The organism is Streptomyces sp. NPDC102278, from assembly GCF_044766345.1.
Lineage (GTDB): Bacteria > Actinomycetota > Actinomycetes > Streptomycetales > Streptomycetaceae > Streptomyces.
Genome location: NZ_JBIWLV010000006.1, coordinates 220,750 through 239,673, shown reverse-complemented (window position 1 = coordinate 239,673; position 18,924 = coordinate 220,750). Strand labels below are relative to the sequence as shown.

The 18,924-nt window shown below is 69.5% G+C and carries 13 protein-coding genes; 6 read left to right on the top strand and 7 right to left on the bottom strand.

The features are described 5' to 3' along the window. Positions 1–148: 148 nt before the first annotated feature. The 5 genes from ACIRO3_RS17930 to ACIRO3_RS17910 all read right to left on the bottom strand — a co-directional run bounded on the left by ACIRO3_RS17930 (position 149) and on the right by ACIRO3_RS17910 (position 6,410). Entirely contained in the window at positions 149–1,162 is a 1,014-nt protein-coding gene (locus ACIRO3_RS17930) for a PAC2 family protein (RefSeq protein ID WP_366150242.1), read from the bottom strand. 127 nt (positions 1,163–1,289) lie between these two features. Continuing rightward, positions 1,290–2,897, bottom strand: a complete 1,608-nt coding sequence (locus ACIRO3_RS17925; protein ID WP_404137533.1) for an FAD-dependent oxidoreductase — start codon at positions 2,895–2,897, stop codon at positions 1,290–1,292. 44 nt (positions 2,898–2,941) lie between these two features. Then, a complete protein-coding gene (gene glpK, locus ACIRO3_RS17920; RefSeq protein WP_404137530.1) occupies positions 2,942–4,468 on the bottom strand; it encodes a glycerol kinase GlpK in 1,527 nt (508 codons plus the stop codon). Between the two features lie 76 nt (positions 4,469–4,544). Beyond that, complete coding sequence (locus ACIRO3_RS17915; protein ID WP_404137528.1) at positions 4,545–5,327, bottom strand: MIP/aquaporin family protein; 783 nt, start codon at positions 5,325–5,327, stop codon at positions 4,545–4,547. Between the two features lie 315 nt (positions 5,328–5,642). Further along, positions 5,643–6,410 (bottom strand): IclR family transcriptional regulator, encoded by a 768-nt coding sequence (locus ACIRO3_RS17910; RefSeq protein ID WP_404137525.1) that lies wholly within the window; start codon positions 6,408–6,410, stop codon positions 5,643–5,645. A gap of 252 nt (positions 6,411–6,662) precedes the next feature. On the opposite strand from ACIRO3_RS17910, the gene metH reads away from it, so the two are divergent. The 4 genes from metH (at position 6,663) to ACIRO3_RS17890 (ending at position 14,726) form a co-directional block, all read left to right on the top strand. After that, positions 6,663–10,175, top strand: coding sequence for a methionine synthase (gene metH, locus ACIRO3_RS17905; protein ID WP_404137522.1), 3,513 nt, complete (start codon positions 6,663–6,665; stop codon positions 10,173–10,175). A 111-nt stretch (positions 10,176–10,286) separates the two neighbouring features. Beyond that, positions 10,287–10,988: an HAD family phosphatase gene (locus ACIRO3_RS17900; protein WP_361785073.1), complete on the top strand. Its 702-nt coding sequence runs from the start codon at positions 10,287–10,289 to the stop codon at positions 10,986–10,988. Between the two features lie 481 nt (positions 10,989–11,469). Then, positions 11,470–13,074 (top strand): ABC transporter substrate-binding protein, encoded by a 1,605-nt coding sequence (locus ACIRO3_RS17895; RefSeq protein WP_366150245.1) that lies wholly within the window; start codon positions 11,470–11,472, stop codon positions 13,072–13,074. Positions 13,075–13,148: 74 nt separating this feature from the next. Further along, positions 13,149–14,726, top strand: coding sequence for an ABC transporter substrate-binding protein (locus ACIRO3_RS17890; RefSeq protein ID WP_361785067.1), 1,578 nt, complete (start codon positions 13,149–13,151; stop codon positions 14,724–14,726). 73 nt (positions 14,727–14,799) lie between these two features. Here ACIRO3_RS17890 and ACIRO3_RS17885 read toward each other — a convergent pair whose 3' ends face one another. Both ACIRO3_RS17885 and ACIRO3_RS17880 read right to left on the bottom strand, forming a co-directional pair. Further along, positions 14,800–15,474, bottom strand: coding sequence for a response regulator transcription factor (locus ACIRO3_RS17885; RefSeq protein ID WP_361785064.1), 675 nt, complete (start codon positions 15,472–15,474; stop codon positions 14,800–14,802). A gap of 65 nt (positions 15,475–15,539) precedes the next feature. Then, positions 15,540–16,466, bottom strand: coding sequence for a RecB family exonuclease (locus tag ACIRO3_RS17880; RefSeq protein WP_404137517.1), 927 nt, complete (start codon positions 16,464–16,466; stop codon positions 15,540–15,542). 166 nt (positions 16,467–16,632) lie between these two features. On the opposite strand from ACIRO3_RS17880, the gene ACIRO3_RS17875 reads away from it, so the two are divergent. Both ACIRO3_RS17875 and ACIRO3_RS17870 read left to right on the top strand, forming a co-directional pair. After that, the gene (locus ACIRO3_RS17875) at positions 16,633–17,832 is read left to right on the top strand and encodes a site-2 protease family protein (protein WP_404137514.1); all 1,200 of its coding nucleotides are present in this window, start codon (positions 16,633–16,635) and stop codon (positions 17,830–17,832) included. Positions 17,833–17,850: 18 nt separating this feature from the next. Then, positions 17,851–18,771, top strand: coding sequence for a tRNA (adenine-N1)-methyltransferase (locus ACIRO3_RS17870; RefSeq protein WP_361785061.1), 921 nt, complete (start codon positions 17,851–17,853; stop codon positions 18,769–18,771). Positions 18,772–18,924 lie beyond the last annotated feature (153 nt).

The following is an 18,924-nucleotide window of genomic DNA, read 5'->3' as shown; positions in this document are numbered from 1 at the left end:
CCCCGGCGTGGCTGCCGGCACGTGGGACGCGGTGGGGGGCGTGGACCGTTAGACGGCGGTGGCCAGGCCCCCCGACCCAGCTCCGCGCCCCGGCGGACCCGCGGGGCCGCGCTCGTGCTTCGGGAGCCATGCCCCGGCAGCGGGCCGGTCAGGCCCCGGGGGTGTCCTCGTCCGTGTCCGTGTCCGTCTCCGGCGTGTCGGGCGCCTCGGACGCCCCCGCCGTCTCCTCCGGTCCCGGCTTCGGCTTCGGCTGCGGACGTCCACCGCCCGAGAGGTCGCGGAAGTACGAGCCGGTGTCGCCGGCCGTGCCCGGCTCGGCCGCCGGATCCCGCCGCCGCAGGTACCGCTCGAACTCCCGGGCGATCGCGTCCCCCGAGGCCTCCGGCAGGTCCGCGGTGTCCCGCGCCTCCTCCAGCGTCTGCACGTACTCGGCCACCTCGCTGTCCTCGGCGGCCAGTTGGTCCACGCCCAACTGCCAGGCCCGCGCGTCCTCGGGGAGTTCGCCGAGCGGGATCCGAATGTCGATCAGATCCTCCAACCGGTTCAACAACGCCAGCGTCGCCTTCGGGTTCGGCGGCTGCGACACGTAGTGCGGCACCGCCGCCCACAGCGACACCGCCGGCACGCCCGCGTGCGTACAGGCCTCCTGGAGCACGCCCACGATGCCGGTCGGGCCCTCGTACTTGGTCTCCTCCAGGTCCATCGTGCGCGCCAGGTCGGCGTCGGAGGTCACTCCGCTCACCGGCACCGGCCGGGTGTGCGGGGTGTCCCCGAGCAGCGCCCCCAGGATGACCACCATCTCCACGCCCAACTCGTGGGCGAAGCCGAGGATCTCGTTGCAGAACGACCGCCAGCGCATGGACGGTTCGATGCCCCGCACCAGCACCAGGTCGCGCGGCTTCGCGCCGCCGATCCGGACCACCGACAGACGGGTCGTCGGCCAGGTGATCTTCCGTACTCCGTTGTCCAGCCAGACCGTCGGCCGGTTGACCTGGAAGTCGTAGTAGTCCTCGGCGTCCAGAGCCGCGAAGACCTCGCCCTTCCACTCCCGGTCCAGGTGCGTCACCGCACCGGAGGCGGCGTCACCCGCGTCGTTCCAGCCCTCGAACGCGGCCACCATGACCGGGTCGATCAGCTCGGGCACGCCCTCAAGCTCGATCACCCAGGTCTCCTTCCGAAGTTCCCTTGCGTACGTGGGTCAGCCTAAGCCTTGAAACGACACCAACCACAGTCCACGACAAAGGGGCGGTTCCCCTCGGAACCGCCCCTCTGCCCACCTGCCGAGCCGGCTATGCCTTGTCGCCCAGCATCTCCTGGACCCGGGCGCGCACCGCGTCGTCGTCCAGGCCGCGGACCGTCACCGTCGTACGACGACGCAGCACGTCGTCGACCGTCTCGGCCCACTCGTTGTCACGGGCGTAGGCGACCTGCGCCCAGATCTCCGGACCGTCCGGGTGGATGCGCTCGGCCAGCGCCGCGTCCTCGTTCGCCAGGCGCGCGATGTCGAAGGCGAGCGAACCGTAGTGCGAGGCCAGGTGGCGGGCGGTCAGCGGGTCCATCCGGGTACCGGGCTCCCGGTCCACCAGCAGCCGGTGCGCCACCGCGTTCGGGTTGGCGACACCCGGCAGGGCGATCCGGCGCACCAGCGACTTCAGCGGCTCCATGTCCTCGGTCAGCGGGCTGCCCGGGAGCTTCGCCAGCTTGTCCATCACGACGCGGCCGATGTGGCGGTAGGTGGTCCACTTGCCGCCGGCCACCGACAGCATGCCGCCCGCGCCCTCGGAGACCACGGTCTCCCGCTTGGCCTTCTCCACCCCACCGGGGCCGCCGGGCAGCACCCGCAGGCCCGCGAAGGCGTACGTCATCAGGGAGCGGTCGAGGTCCGCGTCCTTCACGGAGAACGCCGCCTCGTCGAGGATCTGCTGGATGTCGGCCTCGGTGGCGCGCACGTCCGCCGGGTCGCCCTCGTACACCTCGTCGGTGGTGCCGAGCAGCAGCTGGTCCTCCCACGGCAGCGCGAAGGTGATGCGGTACTTGTCGATCGGGGTGGCCATGGCGGCCTTCCAGGGCGACTTGCGCTTCATCACGATGTGCGCGCCCTTGGACAGCCGGATCGACGGCATCGCGTGCTTGTCCTCCATGCGCCGCAGGTGGTCCACCCACGGGCCGGTGGCGTTGAGCACGACGCGCGCGTCGACCCCGAACTCGGTTCCGTCGAGACGGTCCTTGAGCTCGGCGCCGCTGACCCGGCCGCGCGTCATGCGCAGGCCGGTGACCTCGGCGTGGTTCAGGACGACCGCGCCCGACTCGACGGCCGCGCGGACCGTCATGACGGCCACGCGGGAGTCGTTCATCTGGTGGTCGTAGTAGACGGCGACGGCCTTCAGGTTGTCCGTCTTCAGACCCGGGTTGTCGGCGACGGCACGGGCCGGGGATATGACCTTGCCGATGCCGTCACCGAAGGCGGACAGCGCCGAGTACGCGAACACGCCCGCGCCCAGCTTCGCGGCGCCGACCGGGCCGCCCTTGTACACCGGGAGGTAGAAGGTGAGCGGGTTGACCAGGTGCGGGGCCACGTCCTTGGCCAGCACCCGGCGCTCGTGGTGGTTCTCGGCGACCAGTTTGACCGCACCGGTCTGCAGGTAGCGCAGGCCGCCGTGAACCAGCTTGGACGAGGCGGAGGAGGTGGCGCCGGCGAAGTCGCCGGCGTCCACCATGGCGACCCGCAGACCCGACTGCGCGGCGTGCCAGGCCACCGAGGTGCCCAGGATTCCACCGCCGATGACCAGCAGGTCGTACGTGGCCTTGGCCAACTGCTCGCGGGTCTCGGCGCGGCTCGGGTTCGAACCGGCGGTCGGGTGCGTGCCCAGGGCGGGAACGCTCTGCGGGCTGCTCATATCGCTTGACTCCTACTTACTCGTCGATTGCGCCGGCTGAGCGGTCAGCTGGCGTCTTCGTCGTCGACCCAGCCCATGGACCGCTCGACGGCCTTGAGCCAGCTCTTGTACTCGCGGTCCCGCTGTTCGGCGGGCATCCGCGGGGTCCACTCCGCCGCGCGGCGCCAGTTGGCGCGCAGGGCGTCGGTGTCGGGCCAGAAGCCGACGGCCAGGCCGGCGGCGTAGGCGGCGCCGAGGCAGGTGGTCTCGGCGACCATGGGGCGCACCACGGGGGCGTCCAGGAAGTCCGAGAGCGTCTGCATCAGCAGGTTGTTGGAGGTCATGCCGCCGTCGACCTTGAGGGCCGCGAGCTCGACGCCCGAGTCCTTGGTCATGGCGTCGGTGATCTCACGGGTCTGCCAGGCGGTGGCCTCCAGGACGGCACGGGCGATGTGCGCCTTGGTGACGTACCGGGTGAGGCCGGCGATCACACCGCGGGCGTCGGAGCGCCAGTACGGGGCGAAGAGACCGGAGAAGGCGGGCACGAAGTACGCGCCGCCGTTGTCCTCGACGGAGGAGGCCAGGGTCTCGATCTCGGCGGCGGACTTGATCAGGCCCATCTGGTCGCGCATCCACTGGACGAGCGAGCCGGTGACGGCGATGGAGCCCTCCAGCGCGTAGACCGGCTTCTGGTCGCCGATCCGGTAGCCGACCGTGGTCAGCAGGCCGCTGTAGGAGTTGATGATCTGGTCGCCGGTGTTCATGAGCATGAACGTGCCGGTGCCGTAGGTGGACTTGGCCTCGCCCTCGGCGAAACAGGTCTGTCCGAACAGCGCGGCCTGCTGGTCACCGAGCGCCGAGGCGACCGGGACGCCGGCGAGGACGCCCTCCTTGACGTGGCCGTAGACCTCGGCCGAGGACTTGATCTCGGGGAGGACGTTGGTCGGGACCCCCATCGACTCCGCGATCTTCGGGTCCCACTCCAGGGAGTGCAGGTTCATCAGCATGGTGCGCGAGGCGTTGGTGACGTCGGTGACGTGCACACCGCCCTGCGTGCCGCCCGTGAGGTTCCAGATGACCCACGAGTCCATGGTGCCGAAGAGAATGTCGCCGGCCTCGGCGCGCTCGCGCAGGCCCTCGACGTTGTCGAGCAGCCAGCGGACCTTGGGGCCGGCGAAGTACGAGGCGAGCGGGAGGCCCGTCTCGCGGCGGAAGCGGTCCTGGCCGACGTTGCGGCCCAGTTCCTTGCACAGGGCGTCGGTGCGGGTGTCCTGCCAGACCAGCGCGTTGTGCACCGGCTCGCCGGTGTTCTTGTCCCACAGGAGGGTGGTCTCGCGCTGGTTGGTGATGCCGACGGCCTTGACGTCCGCGGACGTGATCTCGGCCTTGGCGATGGCTCCGGCGACGACCTCCTGGACGTTGGTCCAGATCTCGGCGGCGTCGTGCTCGACCCAGCCCGGCTTCGGGAAGATCTGCTCGTGCTCCTTCTGGTCGACGGCGACGATGCGGCCGTCGCGGTCGAACACGATGCAGCGGGAGGAGGTGGTGCCCTGGTCGATCGCGGCGATGAAGGGGCCGGTGCTGCTGGTCATGGTGGGTGCTCCTGGCAGGTCTCTGGTTGGCGGAATCAGGGGGCGGTGCGGATCTTGCGATACGTGCCGATGCTGATCAGGCGAACGCGATGTTGTACAGACCACCGGCGGCGGCGGCGCCGACGAGCGGGCCGACGACCGGGATCCAGGAGTATGCCCAGTCGGAGCCGCCCTTGTGGGGAAGCGGCAGCAGGGCGTGGACGATGCGGGGACCGAGGTCGCGGACGGGGTTGATGGCGTATCCGGTCGGACCGCCGAGTGAGAGGCCGATGCCGACGACCACGAACGAGGTGATCAGGACGCCGATGACGCCGAGGCCCTTGCCGTCGTCCTGGAGACCCTGGGTCAAGATGGCCAGGACCAGGACGGCGGTGCCGATTATCTCGGTGGCCAGGTTCTGGACGGTGTTGCGGATCTCCGGACCGGTGGAGAAGATCCCGAGCACCGGGCCCGCCACGTCGTGCGGGTGCGGGTCCTCCGGGCCGAGCTTCGCGTCCCGGATGTGCTCCGGGTCCGCCAGGTGCACACGGAACTGGCCGTAGTACGTGAGCCACATCAGCACCGCGCCGAGCATCGCGCCCAGGAGCTGGCCGGCGAAGTACACCGGGACGTTGCCCCAGTCGCCGTCCTTGATCGCGAGGCCGACGGTGACCGCCGGGTTGAGGTGGGCGCCGGAGAGGGGCGCGGAGACGTAGGCGGCGATCAGTACGGCGAAACCCCAGCCGAACGTGATGGCGAGCCAACCCGCGTTGCGGGCCTTGGAGCTCTTCAGCGTGACGGCGGCGCAGACGCCGCCACCGAGCAGTGTGAGCAGGGCGGTACCGATGGTCTCGCCGATGAAGATGTCGGAGCTGGACACCCGCGACTCCTTTGTCTTACGTCCAGGGGTACGTGGACACCGGGTCCCTCCGGTGGCCCACGCACTCGGTGAGTGCTGCACCGGTCCTTGGCCTTGCCACACCCTAACGCGTATTGCCGGTAGGTGTTCGACAATGCCGACCGATGAACGGCAGTTTTCCGCCCGGGTGAAGAAGGCGTCAAGGGTTGACCAGGTCAAAGAGTCGGATCGTTACCAGTCGGTGTGATCGACCAAATCCAGCCATCTGATGATCAAAAAAAGGCGCAATGCATCCAGATAGCGGAGAAAGCCCGCCTGGATGCGATCAATGCAAGGTCAGAACCGGCCCGCGCCAAGGTCGCGCGAAACCGACCGCGCACAGTCCCGGACCGACGCGACCAACGTCGCGCGGGGCTCCCCGGTCTCCGTGCAGACCCGCTCCACGGCCCCCACGACCGCCACCGCGCCCACCGGCATCCTGCGCCGGTCGTGGATCGGCGCCGCCACCGAGGCGAGGCCCTCCCAGGTCTCCTCGACGTCCGAGGCCCAGCCGCGGGCCCGCGTCAGGTCCAGGATCTCCTCGAAACCGGCGCCGTCCGTGACGGTGCGGGGCGTGAACGCCTCCCGCTCGACCTCCACGGCCTCGGTGTGCGCCACCGGGTCGAACGCGGAGAGCACCTTGCCCAGGGCGGTGCAGTGCAGCGGCTGCATGGCCCCCACCTCCAGCACCTGACGGCTGTCGTCCGGCCGGAACACGTGGTGCATGATCAGCACCCCGCTCTTGTGGAGCACGCCCACGTACACGCTCTCGCCGCTCGCCCGCGCCAGGTCGTCCGTCCACACCAGGGCGCGGGCGCGCAGCTCGTGCACGTCCAGATAGCTGTTGCCCAGACGGAGCAGCTCGGCCCCCAGCTGGTAGCGGCCCGAGGCGGGGTCCTGCTCCACGAACCCCTCGGCCTGCAGGGTGCGCAGGATCCCGTGCGCGGTCCCCTTGGCCAGGCCCAGGGACGTGGCCACGTCCGACAGTCCCAGCCGGCGTTCGCCGCCGGCCAGGAGCCGCAGCATCGCAGCGGCTCGTTCGAGCGACTGGATGTTCCGTGCCATCGCGCAGCCTCCTGCTGACGTAGTTCGACAATGCTGAACAGTATCGGTCGATGCCGACCTCGCGCATGATCGGGGCAACCTTCAGGACAGCATCGGTCAGGACAGCCCGGCCAGACCCCCGCGCACAGAATGCAGTCCGCCACGTGGGACGGCCCCACCGGGGTTGCCACCGCGCGGTTACCCTGACCGCGTGCACCCTTGACACCGAGGGGGTGCAAAGCCGACAGCCGTCGCATCCCAGGGAGCACATCCATGGCCTCGTTGCCGAACCCGCCCGCAGACACCCAGACCCGGGCCGACGCCCTGCGCGAGGCGCTCGCCACCCGCGTGGTCGTCGCCGACGGAGCCATGGGAACGATGCTCCAGGCGCAGGACCCCTCCCTGGAGGACTTCCAGCAGCTCGAAGGCTGCAACGAGGTCCTGAACATCACGCGCCCCGACATCGTGCGCAACGTGCACCGGGAGTACTTCGCCGTCGGCGTGGACTGCGTCGAGACCAACACCTTCGGCGCGAACTTCGCCGCCCTCGCCGAGTACGACATCGCGGATCGCAACCACGAGCTGTCCGAATCCGGCGCCCGCATCGCCCGCGAGGTCGCCGACGAGTTCACCGCCTCCACGGGACGCCAACGGTGGGTCCTGGGCTCCATGGGCCCCGGCACCAAGCTGCCCACCCTCGGCCACATCGACTACGCGACGATCCGCGACGCCTACCAGATCAACGCCGAAGGCCTGATCACCGGCGGAGCCGACGCCCTCCTCGTCGAGACCACCCAGGACCTCCTGCAGACCAAGTCCTCCGTCATCGGCGCCCGCCGCGCCATGGAAGCCCTCGGCGTGTCCGTACCGCTGATCTGCTCCGTGACCGTGGAGACCACCGGCACGATGCTCCTCGGCTCGGAGATCGGCGCCGCGCTCACCGCGCTGGAGCCCCTGGGCATCGACATGATCGGGCTGAACTGCGCCACCGGCCCCGCCGAGATGAGCGAGCACCTGCGCTACCTCGCGCGCAACTCCCGCATCCCGCTCTCCTGCATGCCCAACGCCGGCCTGCCCGTCCTCGGCAAGAACGGCGCCCACTACCCGCTCTCCGCGAGCGAGCTGGCCGACGCCCAGGAGACCTTCGTCCGCGAGTACGGGCTCTCCCTCGTCGGCGGCTGCTGCGGCACCACCCCCGAGCACCTGCGCCAGGTCGTCGAACGCGTCCGCGCGCTCAGCCCGGGCGCCCGCGAGCCGCGCCCCGAGGCCGGCGCCTCCTCGCTCTACCAGACGGTCCCCTTCCGCCAGGACACCTCGTACATGGCGATCGGCGAGCGCACCAACGCCAACGGCTCGAAGAAGTTCCGCGACGCCATGCTGGAGGCGCGCTGGGACGACTGCGTGGAGATGGCCCGGGACCAGATCCGCGAAGGCGCGCACATGTTGGACCTGTGCATCGACTACGTGGGCCGTGACGGCGTCGCCGACATGAAGGAACTGGCCGGTCGTTTCGCCACCGCCTCCACCCTGCCCATCGTGCTGGACTCCACCGAGGTCCCCGTCATCCAGGCCGGCCTGGAGAAGCTCGGCGGCCGCGCCGTCATCAACTCGGTCAACTACGAGGACGGCGACGGACCGGAGTCCCGCTTCGCGAAGGTCACCCGCCTCGCCCGGGAGCACGGCGCCGCGCTGATCGCGCTGACCATCGACGAGGAGGGCCAGGCCCGCACCGTCGAACACAAGGTCGCCATCGCGCAGCGGCTGATCGCGGACCTGACGGGCAACTGGGGGATCCACGAGTCGGACATCCTCATCGACACCCTCACCTTCACGATCTGCACCGGCCAGGAGGAGTCCCGCAAGGACGGCATCGCCACCATCGAGGCGATCCGCGAGCTGAAGCGCCGTCACCCGGACGTGCAGACCACACTGGGCCTGTCGAACATCTCCTTCGGCCTCAACCCCGCCGCGCGCGTCCTGCTCAACTCCGTCTTCCTCGACGAGTGCGTCAAGGCCGGCCTGGACTCGGCGATCGTCCACGCCAGCAAGATCCTGCCCATCGCCCGGTTCGACGACGAACAGGTCGGCACCGCCCTCGACCTGATCTACGACCGGCGCGCCGAGGGCTACGACCCGCTGCAGAAGCTGATGGCGCTGTTCGAGGGCGTCAACACCAAGTCCCTCAAGGCCGGCCGCGCCGAGGAACTCATGGCGCTCCCGCTCGACGAGCGACTCCAGCGCCGCATCATCGACGGCGAGAAGAACGGCCTGGAAGCCGACCTCGACGAGGCGCTCCAGACCCGCCCTGCCCTCGACATCGTCAACGACACCCTCCTGGAGGGCATGAAGGTCGTCGGCGAGCTCTTCGGCTCCGGCCAGATGCAACTGCCGTTCGTCCTCCAGTCGGCGGAGGTCATGAAGACCGCGGTGGCCTTCCTGGAACCGCACATGGAGAAGACCGACGCCGAGGGCAAGGGCACCATCGTCCTCGCCACCGTCCGCGGCGACGTCCACGACATCGGCAAGAACCTCGTGGACATCATCCTGTCCAACAACGGCTACAACGTCGTGAACATCGGCATCAAGCAGCCGGTCTCCGCGATCCTCGAAGCCGCCCAGGAACACAAGGCCGACGTCATCGGCATGTCCGGTCTCCTCGTGAAGTCGACCGTGATCATGAAGGAGAACCTGGAGGAGCTCAACCAGCGCAAGCTGGCGGCCGACTACCCGGTGATCCTCGGCGGCGCCGCCCTGACCCGCGCCTACGTCGAACAGGACCTCCACGAGATCTACGAGGGCGAGGTCCGCTACGCCCGCGACGCCTTCGAGGGCCTGCGCCTGATGGACGCCCTGATCGCCGTCAAGCGCGGCGTCCCCGGCGCCGCCCTGCCCGAACTCAAGCAGCGCCGGGTCGCCAAGCGCACCGCACCCCTCCCCGGCCCGGAGGAGTCCGAGGAGCCGGGCGGCCGCTCCGACACCTCCACCGACAACCCGATCCCCACCCCGCCGTTCTGGGGCACCCGCGTGGTCAAGGGCATCCCGCTCAAGGACTACGCCTCCTGGCTGGACGAGGGCGCCCTGTTCAAGGGCCAGTGGGGCCTCAAGCAGGCCCGCGCCGGCGGGGCGACGTACGAGGAGCTCGTGGAGTCCGAGGGCCGCCCGCGGCTGCGCGGCCTCCTCGACAGGCTGCACACCGACAACCTGCTGGAAGCGGCCGTCGTCTACGGCTACTTCCCCTGCGTCTCCAAGGGCGAGGACCTGATCATCCTCGACGAGCAGGGCAACGAACGGACCCGCTTCACCTTCCCGCGCCAGCGCCGCGGCCGCCGCCTGTGCCTCGCGGACTTCTTCCGCCCGGAGGAGTCCGGCGAGACCGACGTCGTCGGCCTCCAGGTGGTCACCGTCGGGTCGAAGATCGGCGAGGCCACGGCCAAGCTGTTCGAGTCCGACTCCTACCGCGAGTACCTGGAGCTGCACGGACTGTCCGTCCAGCTCGCCGAGGCCATGGCCGAGTACTGGCACGCCCGCGTCCGCGCCGAGCTCGGCTTCGGCGGCGAGGACCCGGCCAAGGTCGAGGACATGTTCGACCTCAAGTACCGGGGCGCCCGCTTCTCGCTGGGCTACGGCGCCTGCCCCGACCTGGAGGACCGCGCCAAGATCGCCGACCTCCTCCGGCCCGAGCGCATCGGCGTCCACCTTTCGGAGGAGTTCCAGCTCCACCCGGAGCAATCCACCGACGCGATCGTGATCCACCACCCCGAAGCGAAGTATTTCAACGCACGCTGACGCGGATCGACGTACACTTGTCGGTCCCATACAGGCCGGTCGCCTGCTCCCCGGGGTACGCCCCGAGGAGAGAGGTGGCCGGCCTTGTCGTCCCTTCAGAGAGGTGTGCGCATGACGAGTACCGTCCCCGCCCCCGTCGCCCGTACGGCCGACGACTCAGCCCTCCAGGCGGTGCTGCTCGACATGGACGGCACGCTGGTCGACACCGAGGGCTTCTGGTGGGAGATCGAGGCGGAGATCTTCCGCGAGCTCGGCCACCTGCTGGAGGACTCGTGGCGCGACATCGTCGTCGGCGGCCCGATGAGCCGCAGCGCGGCCTTCCTCATCGAGTCCACCGGGGCGGCCATCGGCATCGCCGAGCTGAGCATCCTCCTCAACGAACGCTTCGAGGCCCGGATCGCCGACCAGGTGCCCATGATGCCCGGAGCCGAGCGGCTGTTGGCCGAGCTGGCCCGGCACAACGTGCCCACCGCCCTGGTGTCCGCCTCCCACCGACGGGTCATCGACCAGGTACTGCTCACCCTCGGCCGGGACCGCTTCACGATGACGGTCGCCGGCGACGAGGTGCCCCGCACCAAGCCGCACCCCGACCCGTACCTGTTCGCCGCCCGGGCCCTGGGCGCGCACCCCTCGCGCTGCGCCGTCATCGAGGACACCGCCACGGGCGTCGCCGCCGCCGAGGCCGCGGGCTGCCGCGTCGTGGCCATCCCCTCCGTCGGCGTGATCGCGCCGGCCCCCGGCCGCACGATCGTCCGCTCCCTGGAGGAAGTCGACCTTCCGTTCCTGCGGTCCCTCATCACTCCGATGAACTGATCGCATACGCTGCGTACCGAACAGAACGCCGGTGTGATCCAGGTCCCACAAGAGGATCTCTCGCAACCCGCACCGGAGGCCGAAATTCCATCCCCCCTGGTGTAGTTGCGCCGGGTGACGTTGGTCACCCACGAAGCCCCCGAGAAGCCCCCACAGGCCCCCCGGGGGCTTCCCTTGTGTCCCCATTGATCAGCTCCTGACCCCATCTGCGGAGACACCCGCAGACGCGGCCAGTCCGCTCCGATCACCGTCCGATTACGCCCCAACTCCTGCCAGTTCCAGCCATCCCGCCCCAGGCCACTAATGTCGATCCGGGCACCGCGCCGCACCTCTGCCGTACCGGACACACACCCCTGTGCCGGTATCGCGTGGACCGATCGTCACACCACCGGCCCGATCGTTCCGCCCTGAACGGGCGACCGCCGCGCAGTGCCCTTCACGCCGCTTTGAGCAAGTGCCGGGTCGAGGGAGTACTTCCAGCATGAACCGCAAGACCATGGTGCTGACGGCCGCCGCAGGCCTGCTCGCCCCCGCGCTGTCCGCATGCGGCAGCGCGAGCGGCGGAGGAGCAGGAACCGGAGCGATCGTCGTCGGAACCACCGACCGGTTCGAGGCCGCCGACTACGCCCCCGCCCCCTTCGACCCCGCCTACGCCTACGACGCCGGCGCCTGGAACGTACTGCGCCAGACCGTCCAGACGCTGATGCGCACCCCGCGCGGCGGCGGACAGCCCGTCCCCGAAGCGGCCTCCGACTGCCGCTTCACCGACACCGGCAACGAAAGCTACCGCTGCACCCTGCGCCCCGGACTGAAGTTCGCGAGCGGCGACCCCCTCACCGCCCAGGACGTCAAGTTCTCCATCGAACGCGTCCTCGCGATCAAGGACGAGAACGGCCCCTCCTCACTGCTCTCCACCCTCGACACCGTCGAGGCCAAGGGCGAGGACACCGTCGTCTTCCACCTCAAGACCGCCGACGCGACCTTCCCGTACAAACTCTCCACCCCCGCCGCCGGCATCGTCAGCCAGAAGAACTACGACGCCAAGAAGCTGCGCACCGGCTTCGCCGTCGACGGCTCCGGCCCGTACACGATGAAGGCCGAGGTCAAGGACGACCACCTCGTCCGCGCCGTCTTCACCAAGAACCCGAACTACCAGGGCGACATCAAGCTCCGCAACGACAAGGTCGAACTGCGGACCTTCGCCGACTCCGAGAGCATGGGCAAGGCCCTCACCGACGGCGCCATCCACATGGTCTCCCGCACCCTGTCGCCCGCCCAGATCACCGAGCTCTCCGCCAAGCCCCCCAAGGGCGTCAAGCTCGTCCCGATGCCCGGCCTGGAAATCCGCTACCTCGGCTTCAACACCGAGGCCCCCGTCGTCAAGGACAAGGCCGTACGCCAGGCCCTCGCCGCCGCCGTCGACCGCAACCAGCTCATCTCCAAGGTCTACGGCAAGGCCGCACAGCCCCTGTACTCCCTGGTCCCCACCACCGTCACCGGCCACGTCAACTCGTTCTTCAACAAGTACGGCGAGGCCAACACCGCCAAGGCCGCCGACATCCTGAAGGCCGCCGGCATCAAGACCCCGGTCAAGCTGACCCTGAACTACACCGCCGACCACTACGGCGACGGCACCGCCGCCGAGTTCGAGGCCCTCAAGACCCAGCTCAACTCCACCCGGCTCTTCGACATCACCGTCCAGGGCAACGAGTGGAACGACTTCCGGCCCGCGCAGAAGAAGGGCGACTACGCCGCCTACGGGCTCGGCTGGTTCCCCGACTACCCCGACGCCGACAACTTCCTCGCCCCGTTCCTGGAGCAGGACAACTTCCTGGGCACGCCGTACGCCAACGCCGCCGTACGCACCCGCCTCATCCCCGAATCCCGCCGGGCCGCCGACCGCAACGTCGCCGCCCCCGCGATCACGGAGATGCAGGAAATCGTCGCCGAGGACGTGCCCGTCCTGCCCCTGTGGCAGGGCAAGCAGTACGTCGCCGCACGCGACGGCATCACCGGAGTGGAATGGTCCGTCAACGCCATCTCCGACCTCCAGCTGTGGGAACTCGGCCGGGGCGTCAGCGGCTGAGCAAGGCAGGAACCGGCAGCGGATGTCGCGGGCCGGCGCAACGAAACAGTTCGACTGTGAAGGACGTTCGCGTGATGAGACGTAACCAGTGGCTGGCAGCCCCGCTCGGCGCCGCCACCGCCGCCGCGCTGCTCAGCGGTTGCGGTGCGCAGGATGGCTCCGCCGCCGGAGACGGCAAGGGCGTGGTCATGGGCATATCCGACAAGGTCAAGGCCACCGACCCGGCCTCGGGCTACGACCCGGGCTCCTGGCTGCTCTTCAACAACGTCTTCCAGTCGCTGCTCACCTTCCCCAAGGGCGGCACGACCCCGGAGCCCGATGCCGCGCAGAGCTGCGACTTCCAGGGCAGCGACAGCAAGGTCTACAAGTGCGTCCTGCGCGGCGGCCTGAAGTTCAGCAACGGCAACAAGCTGACCTCCCAGGACGTCAAGTACTCCTTCGAGCGCACCCTGCGGATCAATGACGAGAACGGCCCCGCCGTCATGCTCTCGTCGATCGCCGGCATCGACGCCCCCGACGAGAAGACCGTCGTCTTCCGCCTGAAGACCCCCGACGCGACCTTCCCCAGCAAGATCGCCGCCGGCGCGGGCTCCATCGTCGACCACACCGAATATCCCGCCGACAAGCTCCGCACCGACGGCAAGGCCTTCGGCTCCGGCGTCTACACACTGGACTCGATCAACGAGAAGGCGGCCAACTTCTCCGTCAACGAGTCCTACAGCGGCAAGGCCAAGGCCAAGAACACCGGCGTCACCATGAAGTTCTTCAACGAGGACCAGGCCGCCCTCAAGAAGGTCCTCGAAAGCGGCGACGTCGACTTCGCCTTCCGCGGCCTCGCCGCCAAGGACATCGCCGGCCTCGCCGGCAACACCGGCGACCAGAAGGTCGAGGTCGTCCAGGGCACCGGCGCCGAAGTCGAACACCTCGTCTTCAACATGAACGACCCGGTCGCCGGCAAGCTCCCCATCCGCAAGGCCATCGCCTTCCTCGTCGACCGCGAAGCGCTCGTCAAGGAGGTCTACAACGGGACCGCCGTCCCGCTGTACTCGATCGTCCCGGCCGGCATCGGATCGCACACCACCCCGTTCTTCGACCGCTACGGCGGCAGCCCCCAGGTCGACAAGGCGAAGGCCGTCCTGCGCGCGGCCAACATCAAGGACAAGGTGAAGATCACCCTGTACTCGACGCCCTCCCGGTTCGGCCCGTCCACCGATCAGGAATTCCAGCTGATCGCCAAGCAGCTCAACGACAGCGGCCTCTTCGAGGCCAACGTCAAGTCCGTCGAGTTCGAGCAGTACGACAAGGACATCCAGGCCGGCAAGTACGGCGTCTACGTCAAGGGCTGGGTCCCCGACTACCCGGACGCCGACAACTTCACCCAGCCCTTCTTCGGCCCGGACAACGTCCTGCGCAACAACTACGACAACAAGGAGATCAGCGGGACCATCATCCCGTCGACCTCCGCGAAGTCCGACCGCACCGCGGCCACCACCGACTTCACCCGCCTCCAGGACATCGTCGCCGACGAGGTCCCGATCCTCCCGCTCTGGCAGAGCAAGCAGTACGCCGTCACCCGCCCCAACGTGACCGGCCTCCAGTGGTCGCTCGACGCCTCCACCGTCTTCCGCTTCTGGGAGATCGCCAAGGGCTAGGCCACGGCCCACCCCGGGACACACGAGGGCCCCCCGCCCACGGGCGGGGGGCCCTCGTGTGTCCCGGCGGAGACTATTGACCCGCCCCCGGACGGACCAGACCGCTCTCGTACGCGTACACGGCCGCCTGCACCCGGTCACGCAGACCCAACTTCGTCAACACGTGCCCCACGTGCGTCTTGACCGTCGTCTCGCTCACGAACAGGTCCGCCGCGACCTCCGCGTTCGACAGACCCCGGGCCACCAGCTTCAACACCTCGACCTCACGCTCCGTCAACGTGCCCAACGCGTCCGGCACGTTGTCCTCACCCGACGGCAGGTGCCCCGCGTACTTGTCCAACAACCGCCGCGTGATGCTCGGCGCCAACATCGCCTCACCCGCCGCGACCACCCGGATCGCCTGCACCAACTCGACGGCCGGCGCGTCCTTCAACAGGAACCCGCTCGCCCCCGCCCGCAGCGCCTCCACCACGTACTCGTCCAGATCGAACGTCGTCAGCACCAGCACCTTCGCCGGCCCGTCCCGCCCCGGACCCGTGATCTGACGGGTCGCCTCCACCCCGTCCATCCGCGGCATTCGGATGTCCATCAACACCACATCGGGCTGCAAGGCCCGCACCTGGTCCAGCGCCTGCAGACCGTCCCCGGCCTCACCGACCACCGCCAGGTCCTGCTCCGCCTCCAGGATCATCCGGAAACCGGTGCGCAGCAGCGGTTGGTCATCGACCAGCAGTACGCGGATCGCCACGGGGTCTACCTCGAATTCGTACGACGGCTTCGACGGACGCCGCCCATTCTGCCCTGACCCACCGATCAGGATCCCGCCGGGCGCACCGCCTCGACCTCGACCCCGACCTCGGCCCTCGGCCCGATCACCAACGGATAGACCGGGGGAGTACCCCCGAACTCCGGACACACCGCCTGATGATCACACCAACCACACAGCTTCGTCGGCCGCGGCCGCCAGTCACCCGACTCCGTCGCCTCGCTGATCGCCTCCCACAGCGCCAACAGCTTGCGCTCCACCAGCTCCAGATCCGCGACCACCGGGTCGTACGTCACGACGTCCCCGCTGCCCAGGTACACCAACTGCAACCGACGCGGCACCACCCCCTTCAGCCGCCACACCACCAACGCGTAGAACTTCATCTGGAACAACGCACCCTCGGCGTACTGCGGCCGCGGCGCCTTGCCCGTCTTGTAGTCCACGATCCGCACCTCGCCCGACGGCGCCACGTCGACCCGGTCGATGATCCCCCGCAACCGCAGCCCCGACTCCAGCTCCGTCTCCACGAAGAACTCCCGCTCCACCGGCTCCAGCCGCGTCGGGTCCTCCAACGTGAACCAGCGCTCCACCAGCGCCTCCGCCTCCGTCAGCCAGCCGTCCAACCCCGACCCGCCGTCACCCTCCGCGAACAGCTCCGCCAGCTCCGGCCTCGCCTCCAGCAGACGGTCCCACTGCCCCGGAATCAACGCCTTCGCCCGGGGCGCCGTCCGCTCCGCCGCCGGGTGATCGAAAAGCCGCTCCAACACCGCGTGCACCAACGTGCCCCGCGTCGCCGCCGCACTCGGCTTCTCCGGCAACTTGTCGATCACCCGGAACCGGTACAGCAACGGGCACTGCATGAAGTCGCTCGCCCGCGAAGGCGACAGCGAAGCCGGCCGCACCGCGCCACCACCCCCACGGGGCGTCGCACCGGCAGCGGCCGTCTCCGGACCGGGGTCAGGGCTCGTCGTCATGCCTGAAACCCTACGACCCGCCGCCGACAGCACACGCATACCATCGACGCCAAGCCCCCTCGCACTGCATGATCGGAGCATCACACCGCGCCACCACACCACGACCAACCCCCACGAACCGCCGGCGCCCCCCACGGCGCCGGACAGCACCGAACGAAGGACAGCCGTGGCAGACACCGACGAAACCGGCGAGCGCGGAGCCAAGCGCTCCGACCCGGGCGGCGGACTCCTCATGGGCCGCCCCTTCGGCGTACCCGTCTACGTCTCGCCCAGCTGGTTCCTCGTCGCCGCCCTGATCACCTGGGTCTTCGGCGACCAGCTGGACCGAGTGCTCCCCGACCTCGGACCCGCCCGGTACCTCGTCTCGCTCTTCTTCGCCGTCGCCTTCTACGCCTCCGTCCTGGTCCACGAACTCGCGCACACCATCGCCGCCCTCCGCTTCAAACTCCCCGTGCGCCGCATCCAGCTCCAGTTCTTCGGCGGAGTCTCCGAGATCGAGAAGGAATCCGAGACCCCCGGCCGCGAATTCGTCCTCGCCTTCGTCGGCCCCCTCCTCTCCCTCCTCCTCGCCGGCGCCTTCTACCTCGGCATGAACGCCGTCGACCCCGCGACCGTCCCCGGCGTCCTCCTCGGCGGCCTGATGATCTCCAACCTCCTCGTCGCCGCCTTCAACCTGCTCCCGGGCCTCCCCCTCGACGGCGGACGCATGCTCCGCGCCGTCATCTGGGGCATCACCGGCAAACCCATGACCGGCACCGTCGCCGCCGCCTGGGTCGGCCGCGGCCTCGCCGTCGCCGTCCTCATCGGACTGCCCCTGATCACCCACACCGGTGTCCTCGGCAACCGCCCCCAGGAAATCGGCGGCATGAACACCGTCATGGACGCCCTGCTCGCCGCGATCCTCGCCGCCATCATCTGGACCGGCGCCGGCAACAGCCTGCGCATGGCCCGCCTGCGCGAACACCTCCCCGAACTCCAGGCCCGCACCCTCACCCGACGCGCCATCCCCGTCGAGAACGCCACCCCCCTCTCCGAAGCCCTGCGCCGCGCCAACGAAGCCGGCGCCCGCGCCCTCGTCGTCGTCGACGGCCACGGCGACCCCATCGCCCTCGTCCGCGAGAGCGCCATCGCCTCCGTCCCCGAACACCGCCGACCCTGGGTCGCCGTCAGCACCCTCGCCCAGGACCTCACCGACGGCATGAAGGTTTCCGCGGACCTCATCGGCGAAGAACTCCTCGACCACCTCCGCACCACCCCCGCCACCGAATACCTCGTCCTCGAAACCGGCGGCGCGATCTACGGCGTGCTCTCCGCCCTGGACGTGGAGAAGGCCTTCGTCAAGGCCATGGCGCGGCCCCAGTCCTAGAGCCAATACACTGGTCACATGTCCGAACCGACCGGTGCCGCCCGCCGACGCGGGCCCTTCGAGGTCGGGGACCAGGTTCAGCTCACCGACCCCAAGGGCCGCCACTACACGTTCACGCTCGAAGCCGGGAAGAATTTCCACACCCACAAGGGTTCCTTCCCGCACGACGAGCTGATCGGTGCTCCCGAAGGCAGTGTTGTCCGTACCACGGGCAACGTCGCCTACCTCGCGCTGCGTCCCCTGCTCCCCGACTATGTCCTGTCCATGCCCCGCGGTGCCGCCGTGGTCTACCCCAAGGACGCCGGCCAGATCCTGGCCTTCGCCGACATCTTCCCCGGCGCCCGCGTCGTCGAGGCAGGCGTCGGATCCGGCTCCCTGAGCAGCTTCCTGCTGCGCGCCATCGGCGACCAGGGCATGCTCCACAGCTACGAGCGCCGCGCCGACTTCGCCGAGATCGCGACCGCCAACGTCGAGCGCTACTTCGGCGGCCCGCACCCCGCGTGGCAGCTGACCGTGGGCGACCTCCAGGACAACCTGTCCGACACCGACGTCGACCGCGTGATCCTCGACATGCTGGCTCCCTGGGAATGCCTGGAGGCCGTCTCCAAGGCCCTCGTCCCCGGCGGCATCCTGTGCTGCTACGTGGCCACCACCACCCAGCTCTCGCGCACCGTCGAGTCCATCCGCGAGTTCGGCTGCTACGCCGAACCGCAGCCCTGGGAATCGATGATCCGCAACTGGCACGTCGAGGGCCTCGCCGTCCGCCCGGACCACCGGATGATCGGCCACACCGGCTTCCTCGTCACCGCCCGCCGGCTCGCCGACGGAGTCGAACCCCCCATGCGCCGCCGCCGCCCCTCCAAGGGTGCCTACGGCGAGGACTACGACGGCCCCGGCAGCCAGTCACGCGGCGGCGCCGCCGCCGCGGACCGCGACTGACCCCGGCCCACCGCCGACCCAACACCAAGGCGCCGTGGCGCAGTTCCCGAACCGACTCGGGAACTGCGCCACGGCGCCTTTTCGTTGTACCGGGCATCGTGCGATCCGTCCGGACCCGACCGTTCCACCCCGGTGTGAGGTGTGGCACGATGC